Origin of the sequence: Ruminococcus sp. (assembly GCF_017549005.1) — a bacterium.
Lineage (GTDB): Bacteria > Bacillota > Clostridia > Oscillospirales > Ruminococcaceae > Ruminococcus.
Map to the genome: position 1 here is coordinate 1 of NZ_JAFYYT010000056.1, position 20,954 is coordinate 20,954.

The window sequence follows — 20,954 nt, forward strand, 5'->3', positions numbered from 1 at the left end:
AAATCGCTTATTAGCTCTCTTCTTGCACGCTGCTCATCTGTTTCGTTTCTTCGCCTTCTGCTCATAATTAAAACCTCCGAAGTAGTGTCTCTTCTATTATACACTACTTTGGAGGTTTACACAAATTTTAGGATAGACTCATTTGTGTTGCGGTCAATTTTCTCATAACTGAAATACTCCATTGGGCAGAACGTCAGCGTTTCGATGAATATCTGCTTTGCAAGATAACTGTTGATATGCTTACGTTCTGTAAGTGTTCTGTTATCGTGAGTGATGAGTTTGAGTTCTTCGAGCTTACCATTGTGCTGCATTTTCTTAGCAGTGTTCGAGTCATTTTTCGCAGCTGCTATCAATGATTTCTTAGCTTCAATCGTCTCAGGCAGCTCCTTTATTCTGCGTTCAACTCTTGTAGTTTCACGATTGTACTCAGCACGAACGACTTGTAATTCATCTATCTTGTTCTTTAATTCTGAATACTGTCTCAGCTTCGGATTACCTTCCGCTGCTGCTTCAAGTTCTCCAAATGTAAGAACCTTTTCGTCAATGTCCTCTGATGTTCTGCTGATACAAGTGTCATTCCAGAGCTGTGCGATTCCTCTTGCCTTATCCGTCACGCCCTGATACAAGTAGCTATCGAGAGTACCTTTTGTAACGTAATTGAATATCTCAACTTCATCATTGAGGTTGCCCTGACGGACAATTCTTCCCTCGCGTTGCTCGAAGTCGCTTGGTCTCCAAGGTATATCCAGATGATGCAGCGCATACAGATTTTTCTGAATGTTTGCTCCAGTTCCGAGCGTTCCCGTGCTTGCAATGACTACACGATACTTAGCTTCATTGATGTCTCTGAATATTTCTGCTCTGTTCTTTGCATCGGATTTCGGAGCAAAAATTATTTCATCTTCCTTCACACCGTTAGCTATTTACAAGCTTTCTACGGTCAAATATAATAAGGTTCTGTGTCATTTTATTCTGTCCGTAGTATAAGCCACCTTCATGAAGCAGTTCCTTTGCATTGAAAGGCATGAAGCCAGCAGTTGCCGATGAAGAAAGAGTCCTTCTTATCTGTAAATTCTTCTCCTTATCAACAGATGAAGCATTACCTACTGGAAGTACACTGTCAAAAGCTTCTTCCTGAAGTCCAGCACACCTCATGGGTTGTAACTGAAACTTTCTGAGAGTAATTTTCAGCGCATCGGTATTCTTTTCAAGTTCTTCATAACTGTCAGCTGTAATCATGATAATTATCTGTCCACGCAGCATTTTTTCATTTCTTTCCTGTAAATCTGTAAGGAGAGCTTGTGCAGCAGCCATATCTTTCTGGAGCTGAGAGCCTTCTATCGGATCAACAAAAGCTCCTTTTGCTGCTTCGGAAGATCTTTTCACCTTGGTGAGAGCTTCATATTTCATATCGGTGTTCTTTCTTTGCAGCAGACTAATGGCTTCCGACTGCTCAACAAAGTCAAGGTTTTCCGTTATTATCATAGATTGATTAAGCTCTATGATATTTTTAAAAATCGTATCTATTATGGATGCTGGATATTTCTGGATAGCTATGCATCGTGCGAACTTTTCATTGAAAAGAAAATAATCTTTCTTAAATTCCATGTATTCAGGACAACAATGCTGCTTTTCGGCTTTTCTTGCAAACTCATCACGAGAACAAGGCAATATCTTACAATCAACGTCCCTGAGTATATCAGCCATAAGTCTGACTCTGTCATTGGCAGTTAAAGGTATAAGCTCAGTTCCCATACGATTTAAGCAATTTATCATGTGTGCCTCAATGTTAAAGAACCTTGTGTTAGCTGTATCGAAGTTTATTGCCGCAACAGTGACAGTAAAAAATTTACGGCACTTCAAACCGTTCTGACTGTGAATTATTTTATCGTTGAGTATCTCGTTAAACTCATGGCGTTCACTGTCAAGACCATCATTCTTGTCTTTCAGAAGTATTTTCTCAGTAAATTCTTCTTTATTTATCTGAGTGTTCAGAATGGAAACCTGTAAACTTACTGTATCATCAAATCCGTTAAGCAGCTCAATATATAGAGCTTGAAGTTCTTCCTGTTTATCTATCGGTACAGATGAATAATTAATATCAGGAACAAGATATGTTTTGGAATAAAGGTTCGCAGTCTGCTTTCCAATCCTTACTCCTGTTTTATTAAGCATTACATAGTTACTTACAAAGCACTCATAAGGCATAGTCTGAATAGTTGTCCGCTTGATTTTACGCTTTTCTTTCTTATTCCTTTCTTTCTTGGAATGTTTTGATTTGGCTTCTCTTTCCTTATCAAGTTCTTTAGCAGATTTTATACCACTTGTGTCACTCTTTTTCTTGAATAAGCTCATATATAATTATTTCCCTCCTCCTGATCGTCATCATATTCACCATTTTCAATACGCTGCTGTAATATGCTTTCTTCAAGCAGTTCTTCATGTAAGGCTTGTAAAAGGCTTCCATCGGTATCTTCATAAACTCTTTTCTGAGGAAGAAAATTAAATGCAAACCATGAACGTATGTAATCTTCAAATTTCATACCTTGAAATGTGATAAATCCCCAAAGTACCCATGGTATAGTAACAAAAATTATGAACCACGGTAATATATCTGAGGAAATGCGATTATGCCCTAATACTCCAATCGGCAAAGCTGTTATAAGTGCTCCGCCGATAGCGATGAGCTGACGCAGCGATAAACCAGCTATGACTTTGGATTTATAACCCTGTATTTCTATCGGTATCTTTACTTCTAACATAGTTTTACCTCCGTTGTTACTTGTGTCAATTTATGCCGCATATCTTCTTAGACCATGTACCAGACCGCATAACTCCGAGTCCTAATGCACAAAGAATAATAAAATTGATAAGTTTCAGCTTAGTACCGCCTTGTGCAGCCATTTGTCCGACAACGTAAGTATCTGTTGCTGCATAAACAATAAACATCATAACTATTACAGCTACCTGTATTACAGTTGCTATATAGTTTTTTAGGAAGTTCTTTGCAACTTCATGAGTCGTATCTGATGCAAATGTTGCCAATGGTAATGGTGCAAATATCGTATATATTGAAAGCTCAAATACACGTCCTATAACTATGACAAAAACTATATATGCAATTGCTTTCATTATAAGGAACAGCGGCTGTAGTTTAGCCATTTCCCATGTTGGGAAGAAATTGATTTTTTCAGTTGGTGAAGGAAACGCATCTACAAACGAGTCAACTGATGTAAAATTTGTTGTTGATGGAATAACTGCATCAGGATAAAACATTCTTACAGCATCAGCCGAAATCTTATATGTATATGTGTCATATACATTATCAGCACCCTTATCGTACCAATAATCCCACCATCCCTTAGAGATCTGTTTAACAAAGCTTTGCTTTATAGTAGCAGTATATGTGCTTGTATTTCCATTTGGAAGATAATTGACCGATGTTTCGGTTGCAGCTTTGTTGATTGAGTCGAACATCTGATATATGTATCCGACGATAGTATCAGCGTTCTGAACTAATTGTTTTATTACAAGTATTTTTATCAGGAATATAAGGATATTTTCCCATTTTGATGACCATTCAAAATTTATAGATTTACGGAAAAAATCAACCATTAATAACAGTGTAGCAACTACAAGAGCCATAGTTTTTGATGCATTACGAACTGCAATGGCAATACCATGACTTTGTGAGGTTAATGGGATACTGTTTACTACACTGTATGGAGATGTTCGAGAGAACTTAAATGCTTTTGCTAAAATGCTATTTGTTTCATTTACATTATCAGTGATATCTTCGTATACATCTGGAACATAAAAGCCAAATATGTCTGCATGAGCCACAAACGGCGGTGCTATTATTGCTAACACTCCAAATACAATAATAATGATGAATACAGTTCTGTGAAACTTTTTAAGTCTCTGATATTGAGGATAAGGTATTACACCGTGCATTATATCCCTCCTTTACACAAATGTACTTAGAATAGCCGATACAGCAACTACTATTCCACCCGATGAAAATGTTCTTAGTGCAGTGACTTTTTGTCCAGCATCGTGATTTTTCATTGAAAAACCAATCATTACTGCTCCCATAAACATTCCAAATGCACCGACTCGTCTTGTCCATTTGCCTATAAAGCTTAGTATTGATTGGAATTCGGTATTAGCTGCTGCTTCTGAATACGTTTTAGGTATATTGAAAATACTTAAATCCTGTACGGCTGCTTTTATCATAAAACCTGATACCATTACCAGAACAGCTAACATCTGTTCTTTTGCATTATCGTCCTTTATTGAAAGAGCAAGCTTGATAGCTCCAACAAATGCTACAAGACCTCCTATACGAGCTATCCATGTAGAAAAGAAGGTGATACCATCTGCTGCAAGTTCGTTAGGTGTACCTGCTGGCGGATTGGGAAGTATTTGAAGTAAAGCGGCAAAATGTGAGAATAATTCCATTTTTACCTCCTTTAAAGGTGTTCTGCCCTTGCTTTCACAAGGGCAGAGTATATAAGCTTATTATTATGAGAACAAGTCAAACATATCGACTGCTCCACATACGGCGAATACTACAAATCCAGCAATTGCTGCCCAGATACCTCTTTCTTTTGCATCAACATCCTGTTGTTTAAGTCCTAAAGCGAGCATAATGATACCGAAGAATGCTACAAGAGCACCAGCACGGCGAACCCATGTTATAATGAAGTCAACTGTGTTTTCATAAGCTGAGTCAGCAGTTGCTGAACCTGACTTTGGAGCTCCCTGCTGTCCACCACCCTGTGGATTACCAAGCTGCTGAATAACTGGCTCTTCATAAGTATTCGCCATAGCCTGAACATAAATTACTTCTTCCTGTTCTGTGTATGTAGGAGCTGCTTCATCAGCAACAATTACTGCCTTTTCATTATCAGCTGCAAATGCAGTAACAGGGAGTGCTGCAACAATAGCAAGTGTGAATACTGCCATAATCATTGTTGTTAAACGGACAAAAAACTTTTTCATAATAATTTCCTCCAATTATAAATATTGTTTTTATCTAAATAGATCGTCCATATCAAAGTCTGCATCTTCCATAGCATCGTCTGATATAGTATGGTTTTCAGTTGAAGTGACAACCGCTTCGTTTATATCTTCTGAGGATAGTTCCTCAATAGTTGAAGTTCCCATTTCAGGTACTTCATAATCCTGTTGACTTTCTGATGCATCTTCGTTGCTACTTGTAGCAACGGTATCATCAATGCTACCATCTGGATTAATCATATCGGGCGTGATCTGTTCCTGATATTCACTTTTGGTTTCCTCCTTTCCCCATATCGGTTCTCCTAAGTCAAACCTTTCAATTGTTAGGCTGACTTTGTCATATTCGACTTCTTCGTCTGTAAGCTCTTCATCGCCGTAGATCTTTATCTTTTGACTTTCAAAAAGCGTAAGAGTATCAATATCAGGTGATATAGAGCTGTTTGTATCAATCAATACCGTTTCATTTATTGACTCAAATTCAGGACTTTCATCGTTGCTACTTGTAACAACGTCTGTCCTCTCGTTGTTACTTGTATCAACGACTCTTTTATTATCTGAGCCAGAGCTTTGATCGTTGCTATTTGTAGCAACCATATTAATCTCTTTTATAGAAACAGCATGAATTGAACTGATTTGGAATGTCCTTTCTGCCTTTTCTTCGTCTGTTTTAGCAGCGTCAGCAAGAAAGACATAATTTGGATGCTTTTCCAGAGGATACTTTTTACACTGGAATGGATTGTGAGAACGCATTATTATCAAGCATTCATCAATAGGGATTGAACCGACTTCGTTAGGTTGCAGCAGCTCACGACCTAAAATACTGTTGTTTTCAGATGTGCTTGATTGCCGTCCTTTGGTACGATTTGAACCTTTAACATCGATTGTCTCTTTTCCGAGATTTTCGGAAATATACTTTTTTGTCGTATCTTCATTACCGCCAATAAATAAGAGAGTACTACAACAACCGATAATACCCTCCCATGTCTTTTCATATTTGGATTTAAAAAGCGATAATGTCTGTACAATGACATTTAGTGACATTCCCATTGAACGAACGAAAGCAATAACACTTTCAAAGTTTGGAATCTGTGATATATTGCAAAACTCGTCCATGATACATCTTACATGGACAGGAAGCTTACCACCGTACTTGAAGTTTGCTCTGTTTGAAAGAACATCAAACATCTGCGTATAAAGCATAGATACCATAAAATTAAAGGTCTTATCTGTCGCAGGTACTATGATGAATATAGCTGTTTTTTCATCACCGATAGTTTCAAGATGAATATTATCACAGCAGCTTAAATTCTGTACTTCTTCCAAGTTGTACATGAATGTCTTCACATTTGCTGAAGAAAGGAATGATTGTCCCGTTTCCTCCGGAGCATTTCTGACTTCCTTATACATTCGCACCGCCAGACAGTCAGGTTTTCTTTTTTCAAGTTCAATGAAGTCCTTGTCCAGCGCACAAAGAAAAGCTTTATTACGACGTTCATCAAATGCTTCTTCTGTCTCATTGGCATCACGCTGCATAGTAAAACCGTCTTTTTTACCTTTTGTGGGATATACAAGTTTTCTCATTTTTTCTGTAACAGCAAAGAAATTAAGATTTCTTGTATCACGGGTAGACTCTATTATATTTCCGTTATCGTCCTTTTCAGCGTTGTATTCGCTTTCTTCAAAGAGTAGGAATATGATAGCCTGTAATAAGGATTTACCTTTCTGCGACCAGAAATCTTCTTTTTCTCCGTCAACCTTTGTTGCCGTGAACAGCACATCGACCATTTTTACAATATCTTGCGTTGACAGCTTACCTTCAGGATCATATACATAATGAAACGGATTATAGTTATTTGAATGCTTCATCTGGATAGTATTAAAAACTCTTACCTTATATCCAGCCTCTAAAAGCATTTTACCTGTATCCGCAAGTATTTCCCCCTTTGGATCAGTGATAACATAACTTGTGTTGAGTTGCATTATATTTGGTTTTGCAACGTATCTTGTTTTACCTGAACCTGAGTCACCGATTATGAACATATTCAGATTAAGGTTATGCTGCCAAGTGTTCAGTGATAGCTTTAGTTTGTCAGCGATGATGATGTTGTTATCAATTGTGAAGCCTACGAAATTGCCCTTACTGTCAAACACTCTCTTCCCGTCACGAAGAACAGGCTTGAATTCAGGCTTTTTCTCTTTTTCAGCAAGGCTCTTCATTTCTTTTTCATCGCCCCACTTGGCAGAGCCGTGTTCTTGCCCTCTGCGGTGCAACCGTTTTGGAGTCGCTGCGTACTTGTATAAAACAAAGACAGCCATGCATAAAAGACCAAAAAAGGTCATTTTACATACATTACTGTCTTTATCCGAAATATGATGTAATATATATGGTATGTTATTAGTAGCTCTTTTGAAGCCGATTCCCATTTTTGTATAATCTAATTTTCCATTTATACTAACGGAAAAGTCCATAGCACAACCTAATAACGAACATAGCACCGCCGTGAGCAGTGCTATTATTACATATATAATTACTGTTGTTTTTGTAAAACGTGGCTTTGGGCGAGGAGCTGACATATATTATCTACCTCCCCGTGCCGAAACTTCCTCTACTTTTTCAGTCATATCATCTATCCTGTCAGCGGTTTTATCTGCCGCAGATGAAAGCTTATCAGCATTTTCAGACAGGATATTTCCCTCTGGATGCATCTCATGACCGTTTTTGGCAGTTATTTCACTTTCGTTGTTACTTGTAACAACGACTGTTTCTTCGTTGCTACTTGTGTCAACGAGTTCATCTGCCTTATCCATAATATCAGAGGCTTCTTCTTTGGATATTCCGTATTCTTCAGCGAGAGCATCAATAGCACCTTCACGGTCAACGGCAGAGACTTCAAATGTATCATTACCATTTGAAAAAGAAAGAATATCATCCTTTGTTCTTTCGATTGCAAGCACAGGTGCTACATTTTGCAGTTCTGCTTTGTGATATACATTCTTTGCCATATCCTTTGCTGCTGCTTCAGGAACACCTTGAGATATGTACATCTCCTTTATTTCCTCCAGAGCAGTTTTTTTGTTTGCAAAAGAAAGTACAATCTGCTGCGTTTGTGATACACTGTTCTGCTGTCCTTTATTATCAGTTTCCGTTGCTATTGCTGTGCTTTTGATTTCAAATGAGTCTGCACCTTTTCTTGTTATTATGGTTGATACACTGTCAATAGGCTGTGTTTTGGCATATGTATTTCCGTCATCATCAGTCCGAAGCATACCTGAAACAACTGCTGCATTTGTCATATCAAAGGCAGCTTTGGTGAAAGAGGCATTATGAATGTGAATGTCCTCTATATTACCGAATACATTCCTGTATTTAGCGTTTGCCTTTGAAACATACTCAGCCTTTGTAATTAGAGCATCCTGTTCATGAACATCTGTTATCCCAAGATCTTTGGCGAGTATATTACGCATTTTCGCTTTGGTCTGACGTGGGGGATTGAGGATTGCAAAGCTTTCATCATCTTTATGATATACAACTCTGGAAATGCCGTCCTCTTTTGGCGTAACATAATAGCATTCATAAGCCTTTGCAAGAACATCTTCTTTATCCCAAGATACCTGTGAAACATAGGAGAAATCGTTAACAGGATTATCTTGGAAATACTGAGTTTTAGTATCTCCTACAAGCAGTTCATTTCCAAACTTCTGTGCTGCTATATCGGCTTTGTTTTTATCAAAGCCAAAACTTTTCTGTAATTCACGAGAGACAAACTTTTTGTTTGGTGTATCGTCAAACGAACAGGCATTACCAGATAATTTATCCTTTATAGTAAAGAACCCTTCATTATCCTTTGAAAACTCAAGGCTTCTCTCAATTTCATGAGCTTTGCGTACAAATTCAGAACGTGCGATTTCTATAGCTTTCGCGTCCTTTCCTTCGTATAGTGCAAGGAACTCCCCACTTTTGGTTTTAGCAAACTGAGCCGATAGATCGAGCCGTGTAAGCTCTGCGTTAATAAACGGTATCTCCCATTCTTTACACTTGAAGTTTGCAAGCTCCTGTGGTCTTGTCGCAAGCTTTTCTTTCATATTCTCAGTTGATATTTGTTTCAGTATCGGAACATCGCTCTTTCTTACAAGGGCATAAATATTGTCTTTTCCTTTTTCATTTCTGAAAGCAATAGGAATTCCATAGCTTTTAGCTTTGGAAGTTATGTAGTGCATATCTTCTTTTGTTATTCCTATTTCCGATGTAACAAGCTGTTCTCCTGTATTTCTGCAATGTGTTGTTAAGTCCTTTATTGTAACCTTACCGTTTTTTAATTCGGTAATTTCTTTGTTTGTTACGTCAGTTTTCTGCCGCCTTTTTTCTTTGTCACGTTCAGCCAGATGATGAAGCAGCTTATATATAGCTTCAATTACAGAGTTGGTAACATGAGCTGCTTCCTCTACTCCTTTAGCTGATACTTGTACAACAGCTCCAGCCACATCATCACTCATATTCATTATGATCACCTCCAAATGGGTATAAAAAAACCTTTAGCATTCATACTAAAGGTTTTTTATGTATTCACTTTTGTTCTTTTGATTTTTCTTCTTTCGTTCTGCCTATGCTGCGGACTATAATTCCTATTAAGAAACAAAGCAGACCGCCAACAGTGACGAAAAAGAAATGATCTGCAATTAAGTGCCCAAGACCAGACGAGTCTCCAAATGTTAATACATATATAACAGCAAGGGCAAAAAATACGCCTATTACTATAAAGAGAGTGCCAACATCTTTGATTTGTTTACCCATATTGCTTTTCATTTAAATACCTCCTTGAAAAATAGAATTTATTTTTAAACAAATTATATCATATCAGCCCTATGAAGTCAAGTATCATTAGAAAGGCGAATTCTCACATATTATTTCATCAAACTCTGCTGGAAAATCCCTGTCTGCATCATCTGTTGTGCCAGATGTAGACTTGTTGTATCCAGCAAATTCGACACTTTCAGCCTTGACATAGTTGTAATACTGCTTTTCACCGTTCTTTTCGTAAACGTCACACTTATTCTTACCGATTACAGCTATTCTGCTGCCTTTCTTGAAATACCTACTTACATATTCCGCAGTAGAACGCCATGCTTTGCAGTTGATGAAGTCAACGTCTCTTGAACCATCCTTGTTCTTATAGTCCTCCTGAACGGCAACAGTGAAACGACACGTTGAAATGCCACTCTCTGTTTTTCTGAGTTCAGGATCAGCGGATAGTCTACCCATAATAATTGCCTTGTTCATAACTCATTCCTCCGTTTTTATAATTTTATTAGCGTTGCTACTTGTAGCAACGTATACAATATTCACTATTATTAGAATTGTATCAACATTTATTACAAAGGAAAAGCTTCGGTAAAATGCCGAAGCTTATATATATACGAAACTTTTTTATTTTAGTGAACCTGTTGTCATTTTTTCGAACACCTCAACAGCATATCTTTCACCGTTATAATACTTATTAAAATAATAATCTTGCCAGTATGTACAGCTACTTGCCAATATAGAATAATACCCTTCATTTGAAATTAAATAACCAGAAATACAGAAAGAATAATGATGTTGACGAATAGCTGTAGTTGCGGAAATTTCTGCAGTTTCCTTAAAATTATTAGCATAACCTTTTAGAAGGTCAGACGATGGTTCTGTGAGAGCAGTTAATAATACCGGTACGCCACCTAATAATGTAGCTCCTCCACTTATTATCGCAATTACACTTTCCGCTTCCCCAAATGGCAATAATAAAAGCCCAGTAATTGATGCAAAATCTCCTATCTTATCCATAACATTAATATCTTCATAAACTTCTTTGTAAAATTTGTGATACATCTCATCTGCTATATATTGTCGATAGTGTTCTTCGCCTTCCTCAACGGTATAAAGTTGACTATTATTAATCTTTTTTTCGAGATTATCTAACCAAATCCAATCTTTAACTGTATCTTCAGGTAAATACACCATATAAATAGGCATAGAATCATCTGTATATTGATTAACAGCTCCACCATGTGGTGCATAAACCCAGTTATCCTGAGATATTCTTACCGCAAATTCGCCTTTATCACAATCATTATAATTTAACATACGTATTATATATTTTTTTCCAGATTCTAAACTTAGTTTTGAAATTAATGTTTTATTATCAATAGTTATTGAATACGGTTCTATTTCTTTGCGTTCATTACCTTTTTCATCAATTTCGTAAACTCGTATAAAATAGGCATCCATGCTTGAATCACTCATAGTTATTTCATAATCAGAATTTTTTGTGGGTTCGATTACAAACTCAAAATTATAATTAACTTTTCTTACAAACTCATAGTAATTCTTGTATTTTGATCCTTCTCCTACACGTATCGTTCCTAACCTGCCATCTGTTGGATAATCGGACTCAATAACATCCCAACCTGCCCAGTCAACATTGTCATTCAATGTACTGTCATCTATTTGTATTGGTTGAACAGTAAGTGGATCAGGATCAATGCCATCATTAAGATAATCTCCATCAGTATCAGGATTAAGTGGTTTTGTTCCTTTATCTTTTTCCTCTTTATCGGTCAAGCCATCGCCGTCTGTATCAGGATTGAAACGATTTGTTCCAAGCTTATATTCTTCAAGGTCAGTCAGCCCATCAGAATCGCTATCATTATCATTATTGATTATATTACTGTCGTTAATAGGCTTCTTACCGTTTATATGCTCTTCTAAAGCCGTGATATCCTTTTCATCAACAACACCGTCACGATTTGCATCAGCGGCTTTTCTCGCTCTGTCATCAGGTAATTCAATATCCCCATTGAGGAAATCAACGATCATACGCGCATCTTCAATATCTATTACACCGTCATCGTTTATATCACCATACATGAAATATGGTTCAATAATTGTACCATCGTTCATAATTATAGGAACATTAGTATAAATCGCAGATCCACTACCTACGCCTATATTTACACTGGAACTTTTCCATCCTCCGTCGTTATCTCTATTTCTTTCAATGCTATTTCCACATAAATAACATTCATAAGTTATGTTTGCTATTCTAAAGCTCTTTTTAGTGGAATCATCCCAATATCCTTTCAATACAATGTCATTATCTTTGAAATCATCTGTTTTTACAAAAAAATGTTCAAGACTCATTTGGTGATTATAAACACCTCGACTATGACTACTGTTATGCACAATAGTTGCAACACATTTGTACTTATCTCTTCCTCCATCCTTCAAAGATAGCGCATTATTAAGCAGTTCATCACTCGGAAAAATCTTGTCCATTTTAAAATCGCCGCCGAATTTATCACAGTAAAAGATTTTTTTCTTTATTTCAGAATCTTTATCTTTAACTTCCTCATAAGGTTCCCATGCTGGATTTCTCAAATCAATATCATACCAATCTGGCACAGTAAATGTTTTGGAGTAAGAACTATAATTATCTAGTTTAATGCTTTTTGCGCCAGAATCATCAATGAGCTGAACATTTTTGATTTTTTCAAGAGGAACCTCTTTATTTGGCGTTAAAACGGTATCATCTTTTTTAGTACCATCTTTTTCAGTGCCTTCATTTATAACTATAGGAATATTGGTATAGATAGCATAACCTTGTGTAACACTATTTATAGAAGAAAGCGACCATTCATCACTTTCTGATTCACTTGTAATTACGTGATTTTTATCATAATTATATATATGCGACCTTTTATAACAAAACGTTTTTAAATATGTGGGGTTAAAATATATGCCTTTTTTGTCATTTTCATTTGTCCACTGCCCTTTTAATTCAGTAATATCATTGTCTACAAATACATGATAAAGAGTTACTTCTCGAGTACCTACTATATTTTCATCTTTTTTGGGATTTAAAACAATTGTTGCGACACATCTGTAATCGCTCAGATTGCCAAACTTATCCTGTTCAAACTTTTCTTTAAGTTCTTTCTCATTTGGAAAGAATTCATCCATTTTATAATCTCCACCAAATTTGTCACAGTAATAAACCATTTCCTTTGTTACAGGATCTTTCTCACAATATTCCCAAGTCGGACTAGTAAGATCAATATTATAATCCATAGAAAAATCGTGAATCGGATTATTCTGTACTGACGGCTTTACAGCTTTAACAGAATTTGCTGCATAAATAGCAAGAACAGTTGACGCATCAACAGCATTGACTACTCCGTCATTATTTATATCTGCGCTTTTTATCTGAGCTTCAGTTAAAATACCCTTCTTATTTGTTGAAATAAGTGCATAGTGCGCAAGTATAGTAGAAGCATCAATCGCATCTATTCTACCATCATTATTAACATCACCAGAAATAATGTCCTTGGCAACAGGAGTTGTTGTACTTGAAGTAATAGAAGTTACAACAGATGTGGTTGATGTCGCAGATTTCGCAGTTTTAGTTACAGCAGCAGTAGTACTTGTTACAGGCGCTTTCACTGTAGTAGTTACAGCTGCTTTGGTTGTGGTAGCTGCTGCCTTTGTTGTTGAAACAGTAGTTACATCTGCTTTTGTAGTTGTGGTAGCAACAGCTTTGGTAGTTGTTACAGTTGTGGTAGTAGCCGCTATAGTAGTTACAATCGCCGTATCAACTTCCGCATTTGCTTTAACTGAGTAGTGTGGAGCATAGTTGTTAATGTTTGTAGTTGCCCCTGCTACAAACGATAGCGACAATACAGCCGCTATAAGCTTGTTTAGGTTCATCATTATCCTCCTTAAAAAAATATACTTATTAATTATACTACAGTATCAACTAAAAATCAAGCTGTTAATTGCTATGGAAGTGCTTATAATGTGCACATTCTGCCATATCCATATCACAATTAAGTATGATATCTAAATAGAAATCAAAGTTGCTACTTGTAGCACCCCTCTTGTCCGTAGTCGTTAAACTCAATAGTCAATGCTCTTATGACTTCGATAATTATGCGTTTCTGGGGAATAGCCATGAAGATGTGATACGGTATTTCGTAGTTAATCTCGTTATATCCTATGAAACAGACTTTTGCGGATTTTTCGTCAATAATCATATATGCATGAGCTAATATTTTCATATTGACACGCTTCTCAACTTCCTGTATTACAGCTTCGATTTCTTTGAGAACTTTCATACCATTGCTTCTTTCAGTGTCCGTCATAACTTTTCCTCCTTTTTTTATTTGTGCATAAGCACTCTATCAAGCATACCGAAGGTTCAGTATGTTTAAACAATGCCCATGTTATATCGTTGCTACAAGTAGCAACGAACTTTATTAAAAATGGATACAATAAAACCTCCACATTTTCGTGGAGGTTTCAAATTGCTATATTGTCTCTCAGCAGAAAGTTCCCCTTATTCTTGGCAAGTTTTTAAGGGAAACAACTTGAGCGTAAGGGAATCAGTTTATTCTATAATAACAAGTAAGCTTTCCCTGTCCTTCTCTCTTTAATTCACCTGTTTCAACCAGTTTTCTTAATGCACCTTCAACCGAACTCAAACTTAAAGAAGGGCAGAGTTCTCGAATATCTTGCTTGTTGAATCTGCCAATTCTTGTTTGTGTGGCACGTCTGACCATTTCTAAAGCTGTTAGCTTTACTTCAACAAGAGAAAAGCGTTCTTCAAAATCTTTATACGCAGAAAGAATGGTGCCAAGTAAATATTTTATAAACGGTAAACTATCTTCTTTACCTTCGTGCCAACCATTTTGAGCTTGACTTAACGCATCATAATACAAGTCCTTATTCTTCGCTATCTTTGCTTCAAGAGATATATATTTTCCTACATAAAAACCGTTACGGTATAGCAGAAGTGTTGTTAGCAAACGGCTCATTCTGCCATTACCATCGTTAAAAGGATGAATACAAAGAAAATCATGTATAAAAATAGGTATTGCTATAAGCGGCTCAACTTCCATATTACCGATAACACGATTGTACTCGTCACAAATACTGTCAAGTGCAGCGGGTGTTTCATAAGGAGCAAGCGGAGTAAAAAGTGTTTCTGTTCTGCCATCAGGATAAGTAGCACTTATATAATTCTGAACACTTTTGGTACGTCCTGCCATTGGATTATTCAGATGGCTATACATTATCTTATGAAGCTGTAAAATATAATTTTGAGATATCGGGATAGCATCAAAACTCTCATGAATTATATTTAAAGCATCACGATAACCTGCAATTTCTTGTTCATTACGGTTTTTTGGTGTCGTTTTTTCCTCAACGAGTTGTTTTAGTCGAGTATTTGTTGTTACAATGCCTTCAATTGCATTAGAAGCTTCAGTACTTTGAACTTTGGCAATCTCTACAAGTTTTTCAAGATCATCTGGACGTTGTTTCAAAAACAATTCCTGTTTACCGACTTCTTTATATATGGCAGCAATGAGACCAACAATCTCAGAATCCCATTTTTGATTTCTTAGTTCAGAATAATTAAACTGTCTCATATTTCAACTCCTTTCTGTTTCCCTTAAATTATACCTCAAAATAAGGGAAAAGTCAATATGTAAGGGAATAATAATATAATACCCTAAGATTAGTGCTTTATACATTTTTAGTGGACATTATAATCATGCAGATATAAAGCCTTGGAATGTTTTATTCGATAATCTTTCGATATTAGTACAATATGGGGTATTTTATTATACTGTTCTATCTCGAAAGATACTTGTCCTCAGCTGCTGTCTTATCGTAGCTGGAAAGAGCTTTCATCATTCCGCCTAAGAGTGCATTAATCTGCTCTTTTGAAAAAGAAGCTTCCTCAGCTGCAAGCATTATATAACCTTTCATAGCATTTGAAGTATACTTGTCGTCGTTGCTACTTGTAGCAACTTCTGTTGCTGCGCTGAGACGTATCGCTGCTTCTTTTAGTTTAGCTTGAAGCTCTGGTTCATCGTCAATGCTTGTATCATCGTTGCTACTTGTAACAATATCATCAATTTCGTTGTTATTTGTGTCAACCGCTCTTTTGTTGGCAGCATCTTTCTTATCGTTGCTACTTGTAGCAACGTCTTTCCTTTTTATATCCTTTGGCTGCACCTTGCTGAGATCTGTAATTTTGCTCTGTTCTTCTTTATCAAGCTTTGCTATCTCATTAGCGGTACTGATTGTTAGTTCACCGCTTGCAACAGCTTCTTTTACAGGCTCAATTGCATTTTTGTCAACATTCTGCATTTTTCCTACCTGTGAAGCCGAAACACCAAGTGTTTTTGCAATATCATCACGAAGTCTGCCATAGTATTCGCCTTTATCCTTTTTATCTTTTATAATTTTATCGAGTGTTTCATAAGCTCTCCAAAGCTCTTGATCGGAGATTTGTCTTGCTGAAACATTCATAAGGATAAGGTCAAGCATTTTATCATCTTCATTTGCATAGTCCTGAACAAGACAGGGGAGAACACGGGCTATGTTCTCTCCATTATCAAGAAGATACTGAACCGCAGCTCTGCGTCTATGACCACTAATGATTTCATAACCGCCAGTTTCAAGAGGTTTTACAATAAGGTTGTCCTTAACGCCTCCTTGACCGAGGATAGTCTGAGCGAATTGCTCTATATTCTCTACAACAAAGAAATTATCAGCCGACTCATGCAGTTCATTAATATCTATCATCTTTATATCATCGGTAAGTGTATTTGATACGACTGTTTTTAAGTTATCCAACATACTCTTTCTCATTATGCTTCAACCTCCTTAAGTATTTCGTCTGCCAGACTGTTATACGCATTGACTATCTTCCATGATGTGCCGATTTGCGGTACATTTCTTTCAATGAAGTACGCTTCTATCGGAAGCCCGGCTTTCTGAGACTCACGAACAGTGGTAGAAAAGGGAATAACTGTATTCATAAGGCGATTTTTGAGTACCGAGCGGAATTCCTCAATAAGCTCCTTATCGTTCTTTGCCTGAAACATAGTAACAAAGATACCTCCGAGCTTCGTTCCCTGATTATTGATTTCATCTGTAACCTTTTTTAAGCCCTGTATCTCAAATTCACCAAGCATTGTAGGCACATATACCTCATCAAGGTGCTGTATTATCTGCTTGACTTCATCGCTCAAAGCTGGGGGAAGGTCAAACAGGATATAATCATAGTCGTTGTTACAAGTAGCAACTTCCATTGAAACATATTTCTGCCATGTTGTGTGCAGAATACCGTCATATTCTGTATCAAATACTTCCTTTGAGGACTGATTTGAAAAGAAAAATGAGAAACAATTCTCCTGATTATCGCAGTCCACGACAAGTATGCGCTTGCCTTTTTTTGCAAAAGCATACGCAAGATTGATGATTGAGGTGGTCTTTGCAACGCCACCTTTGTTGTTATAAACGCCTATTCTTCTTGTCTTATTCATAACGAGCCTTCTTTCTGCACTTATGTGCGTTATATTTTTTACCTTCTTTTACATATATAATCACGGGACAGGGCAGAGAAGGCTCAACTGCCCTATTGTGTTTGCAACCACCGTCCGTGATGTTATATCCCTCATAGGGGATAATAACCGTTTACGTTGTTATTTGTAACAACGTAGCTTCACTTATTATTGTTTTCATTATCGTTGCTACTTGTAGCAACTTCAAATCTATTCATATAATTACTTAGCTGCTCAGCACCATGAATACGCATTTCATCCAAACAATGCCCATATACATCAAGCGTAAAAGCAGCTGAATAATGCCCCATATTATATTGGAGTGTTTTAATGTCCATTCCTGCTTTTAGTGATAAAACAGCGTGTGTATGACGTAAATCATGGAATCTAACATTAGGGCAACCTATTGATCTCATAACCTTCTTAAACGAATTATATATGGCTGCCGGCGTAAAATGCCTTCCATTGCGATTTTTAAAAATAAAATCTTCTGTTCCTTGATTTACGCAATACTTATTCAGAATGTCATATGCCTGTTGAGTAAGACTCAGCACACGCATTTTGCTGTTTTTTAATGATGTGAATTCATAAATATGCTTTCTGTCATTATATACGCATTGACGGTATACTTTCAGAGTATGTTCTTCTTTATCGAAACAATTGACTGTTAATCCAATTATTTCAGACTCTCTTAACCCTGTTAAAAGCGCAAATATAAATATATCCCTCTTTTCGTGATATTTAATCCTTTCAAAGAATTTTATAATTTGTGCATCCGTTAAGGGAGTAGGTGGTGTCCTTTCGATATTAGGTAACACAGTTCCCTGAGCAGCATTAAATGGCACGCATCCCTGTGTAACTGCTACACTTAACGCTTTATGTAAAACACCATGAATGTTTTTTATTGTTTTAGCATTTAACGGCTCTGGTATCTGATAGCCTATTATCAAACTATTAATAAATAATTGGACATCATCAGCTGTCAGATCTTCAAGTTTCATATCTTTGAAAACTCGCTTGAAGTGATTGTTTATTACGTATTCATATGAACTGCGTGTTGAGTCCTTTAAATTGTTGGCTCTCGTTGACAACCAATATTCGCACCATTCTATCAGCGTTGTCTTCATAGGTTCATAGCGTGGAATATTGCTGATGCTTCGCATATACTCTAGTACATCTTGCTCTTTTTTTGCCTTCTTTTTCATAGTGTACCTCCAAAATGTCATTTATTCGGGGAATACCCCTTGAAAATTATAGCATATAATAAAAAAGCCTGATATTGACTAAACACTTAAAGTTTCAGCAAATATCAGACTTTTTTCAAAAAAGTACTTGATTTAATTTGGCAAATATGATATAATTTGTCATATATTATTAGTCGTTTTGAACAATAATTTCGGCTGGGATCGTTTGAAGAGGGGGTGGCTACCCTCCCTTCAAATCCTTCCACCCCAACCAAAAGCCCGACAGCAAGCTGTCGGGCTCAATTTATAATACAGCTAAAAAGCTCTCCTCACGGAGAGCTTTTCTTACTTTAATACAGATCATTCGATCACGAAAAAATCATCCACGCCTTCGCCGTTCATGTCAAACAGGTCGTCATAATAGCCTAAATAGCGATATTCCTTATCATACATCCTTATCGTTGCAACTATCATTTCGCTGTCATCATGGAATATCTTATACGCCAGGGAAAAGAACTCAGGAATTATGGAATCCTTATCTGTTATGCCGTATTTCAGCGCTTCTTCCCTGTCCTCAGTGATATAGCTATCGAAGTTATACCAAAAATTCTCCCATGTCCTTTCGGTTATCTTATGCTCATCAGCAAAGGCTTTCAAGCTGTGCTTTATATCTTCCATGATCTACTCCTTACTGCTCCGGCGTTAACTGTAATTCTTAGCCACACGATAATCCACAGAGCCCGTAAAAGCGTCGTAGATTATATCCTCGTTATCCTCGTCCGCGACAAGGTAGGAACTCTTATAAAACAGCGGGATAAAACCGAACTGGTCAAGTATATCCTTTTCCTGCTGACTGTACCTGTTGACAAGCTCCTCTGCCGACGGGCATTGCAGTATTTTTTCCGCGCAGCTCATACCGTTTACAGCGTTTTTAAGGCATTCCACTGTATCAAACTCGTTCATTACCGCGATACCGCTGTTGAAGTCCGCCTTGAGCGGGTAAAGAGCTATGCTGTACTCGCCGTCAGCCAGTCTCCTGCTAAACTCCGCAGAAGTAAGGTCCTCGATACCTATATAAATTCCGAGACTATCCTGCCAGCTCTGGGAAAGCTGGTGCAGATACCTCGAGTCAATGGTATTCGAGTCCACGATTATCTTCACGCTCTCCACCGAGTTTATATTGAGCTCTGCCTTCGCCTTTGCAAGGAGCTCCGCCGCCGCTCTCGTATCGAAAACGTCGAACTGCTTATCGGAGACGAGCTCACGGTAGCTTCTGCCGAAAAGGTCTGTTGCAGGCGGTATTATGCCGTATGCAGGGGAAATATCTCCGCTGTTCTCGTCGCGGATAGCGTTCCTGTCCGCTGCAAGGGCTATAGCCTTCCTTATGTTTGGATTCGAGTATATTTTATCCTCTGGATTGAAGACCAGTCCGAGAGTAATGGCTTTCTGCCCGATAATGCTGTACTTCCTCGGGTTATAGCCGCCGACCTTCATAGTGGTGAAGCACTCCGCCTCCTTCGCCTTAAAGCGCTGACGTACCTCCTCCTCGCCGTCCTCTATGGAAAAGCTTACAAACGTCGGCAGAACGCTGTAATTATCGTTCTCGTTGACCTCGTTCTTACGCATATAGAGTATATTATTGCTTCCGTAGGGGTCAAAGAACCACTGACGCACAAAGAACGGTCCATTCGACATAACGGACCTGTCATCGAGCCCGTATCTGCCCTTAGTGGACTGGAAAAACTCCTCATTGCATGGGAAAGCCGCAGGAGTTGTCATAAGCGCAAGGAACTCCGCGCAGGGCTTGTCGAGGTCTATCACAAGGGTGCGGTCGTCCTCAGCCCATGCTCCGAGACCGTTTACCGTACCGCTTCCGTCAACAACATACCGGCTGTTTCTGATACACATGAAGTCCTTTGCGTAGGGGGAATGCATATTCGGGTCAAGTATCCTCCTGAGGGCGAAAACGTAGTCCGCAGCCACAACGGGGAAATACTCGTCCTCATCTATCTTGTCATTCTCATTCTTGTCAAAGAACCAGTAATTGTCATCACGCAGATGAAAGGTATACTCACGGCCGTCGTCGGAAACGCTGTAGTCCGAAGCATTACAGCAGACGATATTGCCGCTGCCGTCCTTCATCACAAGACCGCTGTACATATTTTTTATTACAGTTGCAGACGAGGGGTCGTTGGCAAACTGTGGATCGAGACTTTTGGGATTGTATTCAAGCGCGGCGCTGTACATATGACCTGCACCGCTGCCTCTTTTGTCATCATTGCCTCCGCAGCCGGCAAGGCTGCTCATAAGCAGCACAGCAGCCAGCATGACAGCTTTTCTTTTATTCTTCATTCTGTTTCTCCT

18 protein-coding genes are annotated in these 20,954 nt (G+C 37.8%); all 18 read right to left on the reverse strand.

The genetic code is table 11. The features are described from left to right. Positions 1 to 116: 116 nt before the first annotated feature. Complete coding sequence (locus IKW96_RS14015; protein WP_296576290.1) at positions 117 to 911, reverse strand: helicase-related protein; 795 nt, start codon at positions 909 to 911, stop codon at positions 117 to 119. Positions 912 to 915: 4 nt separating this feature from the next. After that, positions 916 to 2,355 carry a hypothetical protein gene (locus IKW96_RS14020; RefSeq protein ID WP_296576293.1) on the reverse strand — a complete coding sequence of 480 codons (1,440 nt, stop codon included), beginning with the start codon at positions 2,353 to 2,355 and terminating at the stop codon, positions 916 to 918. Further along, the gene (locus tag IKW96_RS14025) at positions 2,352 to 2,762 is read right to left on the reverse strand and encodes a PrgI family protein (protein ID WP_296576295.1); all 411 of its coding nucleotides are present in this window, start codon (positions 2,760 to 2,762) and stop codon (positions 2,352 to 2,354) included. Before IKW96_RS14025 ends, IKW96_RS14020 begins: the two co-directional genes overlap by 4 nt. Before the next feature lie 25 nt (positions 2,763 to 2,787). Further along, positions 2,788 to 3,954 (reverse strand): hypothetical protein, encoded by a 1,167-nt coding sequence (locus IKW96_RS14030; RefSeq protein WP_296576298.1) that lies wholly within the window; start codon positions 3,952 to 3,954, stop codon positions 2,788 to 2,790. Positions 3,955 to 3,966: 12 nt separating this feature from the next. Further along, positions 3,967 to 4,461 carry a hypothetical protein gene (locus tag IKW96_RS14035; protein WP_296576301.1) on the reverse strand — a complete coding sequence of 165 codons (495 nt, stop codon included), beginning with the start codon at positions 4,459 to 4,461 and terminating at the stop codon, positions 3,967 to 3,969. Positions 4,462 to 4,524: 63 nt separating this feature from the next. After that, entirely contained in the window at positions 4,525 to 5,004 is a 480-nt protein-coding gene (locus tag IKW96_RS14040) for a hypothetical protein (protein ID WP_296576304.1), read from the reverse strand. A gap of 30 nt (positions 5,005 to 5,034) precedes the next feature. Continuing rightward, the gene (locus IKW96_RS14045) at positions 5,035 to 7,596 is read right to left on the reverse strand and encodes a VirD4-like conjugal transfer protein, CD1115 family (protein WP_296576306.1); all 2,562 of its coding nucleotides are present in this window, start codon (positions 7,594 to 7,596) and stop codon (positions 5,035 to 5,037) included. Between the two features lie 3 nt (positions 7,597 to 7,599). Continuing rightward, positions 7,600 to 9,522 carry a hypothetical protein gene (locus IKW96_RS14050; protein WP_296576311.1) on the reverse strand — a complete coding sequence of 641 codons (1,923 nt, stop codon included), beginning with the start codon at positions 9,520 to 9,522 and terminating at the stop codon, positions 7,600 to 7,602. Between the two features lie 64 nt (positions 9,523 to 9,586). Then, on the reverse strand, positions 9,587 to 9,826 hold the full coding sequence (locus IKW96_RS14055; RefSeq protein WP_296576313.1) for a hypothetical protein: 240 nt from the start codon (positions 9,824 to 9,826) through the stop codon (positions 9,587 to 9,589). Between the two features lie 75 nt (positions 9,827 to 9,901). Further along, on the reverse strand, positions 9,902 to 10,300 hold the full coding sequence (locus IKW96_RS14060; protein WP_296576318.1) for a single-stranded DNA-binding protein: 399 nt from the start codon (positions 10,298 to 10,300) through the stop codon (positions 9,902 to 9,904). A 147-nt stretch (positions 10,301 to 10,447) separates the two neighbouring features. After that, positions 10,448 to 13,759 carry a dockerin type I domain-containing protein gene (locus tag IKW96_RS14065; RefSeq protein ID WP_296576320.1) on the reverse strand — a complete coding sequence of 1,104 codons (3,312 nt, stop codon included), beginning with the start codon at positions 13,757 to 13,759 and terminating at the stop codon, positions 10,448 to 10,450. A gap of 152 nt (positions 13,760 to 13,911) precedes the next feature. Continuing rightward, on the reverse strand, positions 13,912 to 14,193 hold the full coding sequence (locus tag IKW96_RS14070) for a hypothetical protein (protein ID WP_296576322.1): 282 nt from the start codon (positions 14,191 to 14,193) through the stop codon (positions 13,912 to 13,914). 240 nt (positions 14,194 to 14,433) lie between these two features. Beyond that, complete coding sequence (locus IKW96_RS14075; RefSeq protein ID WP_296576324.1) at positions 14,434 to 15,480, reverse strand: Fic family protein; 1,047 nt, start codon at positions 15,478 to 15,480, stop codon at positions 14,434 to 14,436. A 205-nt stretch (positions 15,481 to 15,685) separates the two neighbouring features. Continuing rightward, a complete protein-coding gene (locus IKW96_RS14080) occupies positions 15,686 to 16,711 on the reverse strand; it encodes a ParB/RepB/Spo0J family partition protein (RefSeq protein WP_296576327.1) in 1,026 nt (341 codons plus the stop codon). Then, the gene (locus tag IKW96_RS14085) at positions 16,711 to 17,388 is read right to left on the reverse strand and encodes a ParA family protein (protein WP_296576331.1); all 678 of its coding nucleotides are present in this window, start codon (positions 17,386 to 17,388) and stop codon (positions 16,711 to 16,713) included. Before IKW96_RS14085 ends, IKW96_RS14080 begins: the two co-directional genes overlap by 1 nt. Positions 17,389 to 17,567: 179 nt before the next feature. Continuing rightward, on the reverse strand, positions 17,568 to 18,611 hold the full coding sequence (locus IKW96_RS14090; RefSeq protein WP_296576334.1) for a site-specific integrase: 1,044 nt from the start codon (positions 18,609 to 18,611) through the stop codon (positions 17,568 to 17,570). A 339-nt stretch (positions 18,612 to 18,950) separates the two neighbouring features. Next, the gene (locus IKW96_RS14095; RefSeq protein WP_296576337.1) at positions 18,951 to 19,268 is read right to left on the reverse strand and encodes a hypothetical protein; all 318 of its coding nucleotides are present in this window, start codon (positions 19,266 to 19,268) and stop codon (positions 18,951 to 18,953) included. 24 nt (positions 19,269 to 19,292) lie between these two features. Beyond that, on the reverse strand, positions 19,293 to 20,942 hold the full coding sequence (locus IKW96_RS14100) for an ABC transporter substrate-binding protein (RefSeq protein WP_296576341.1): 1,650 nt from the start codon (positions 20,940 to 20,942) through the stop codon (positions 19,293 to 19,295). Positions 20,943 to 20,954: the final 12 nt, after the last annotated feature.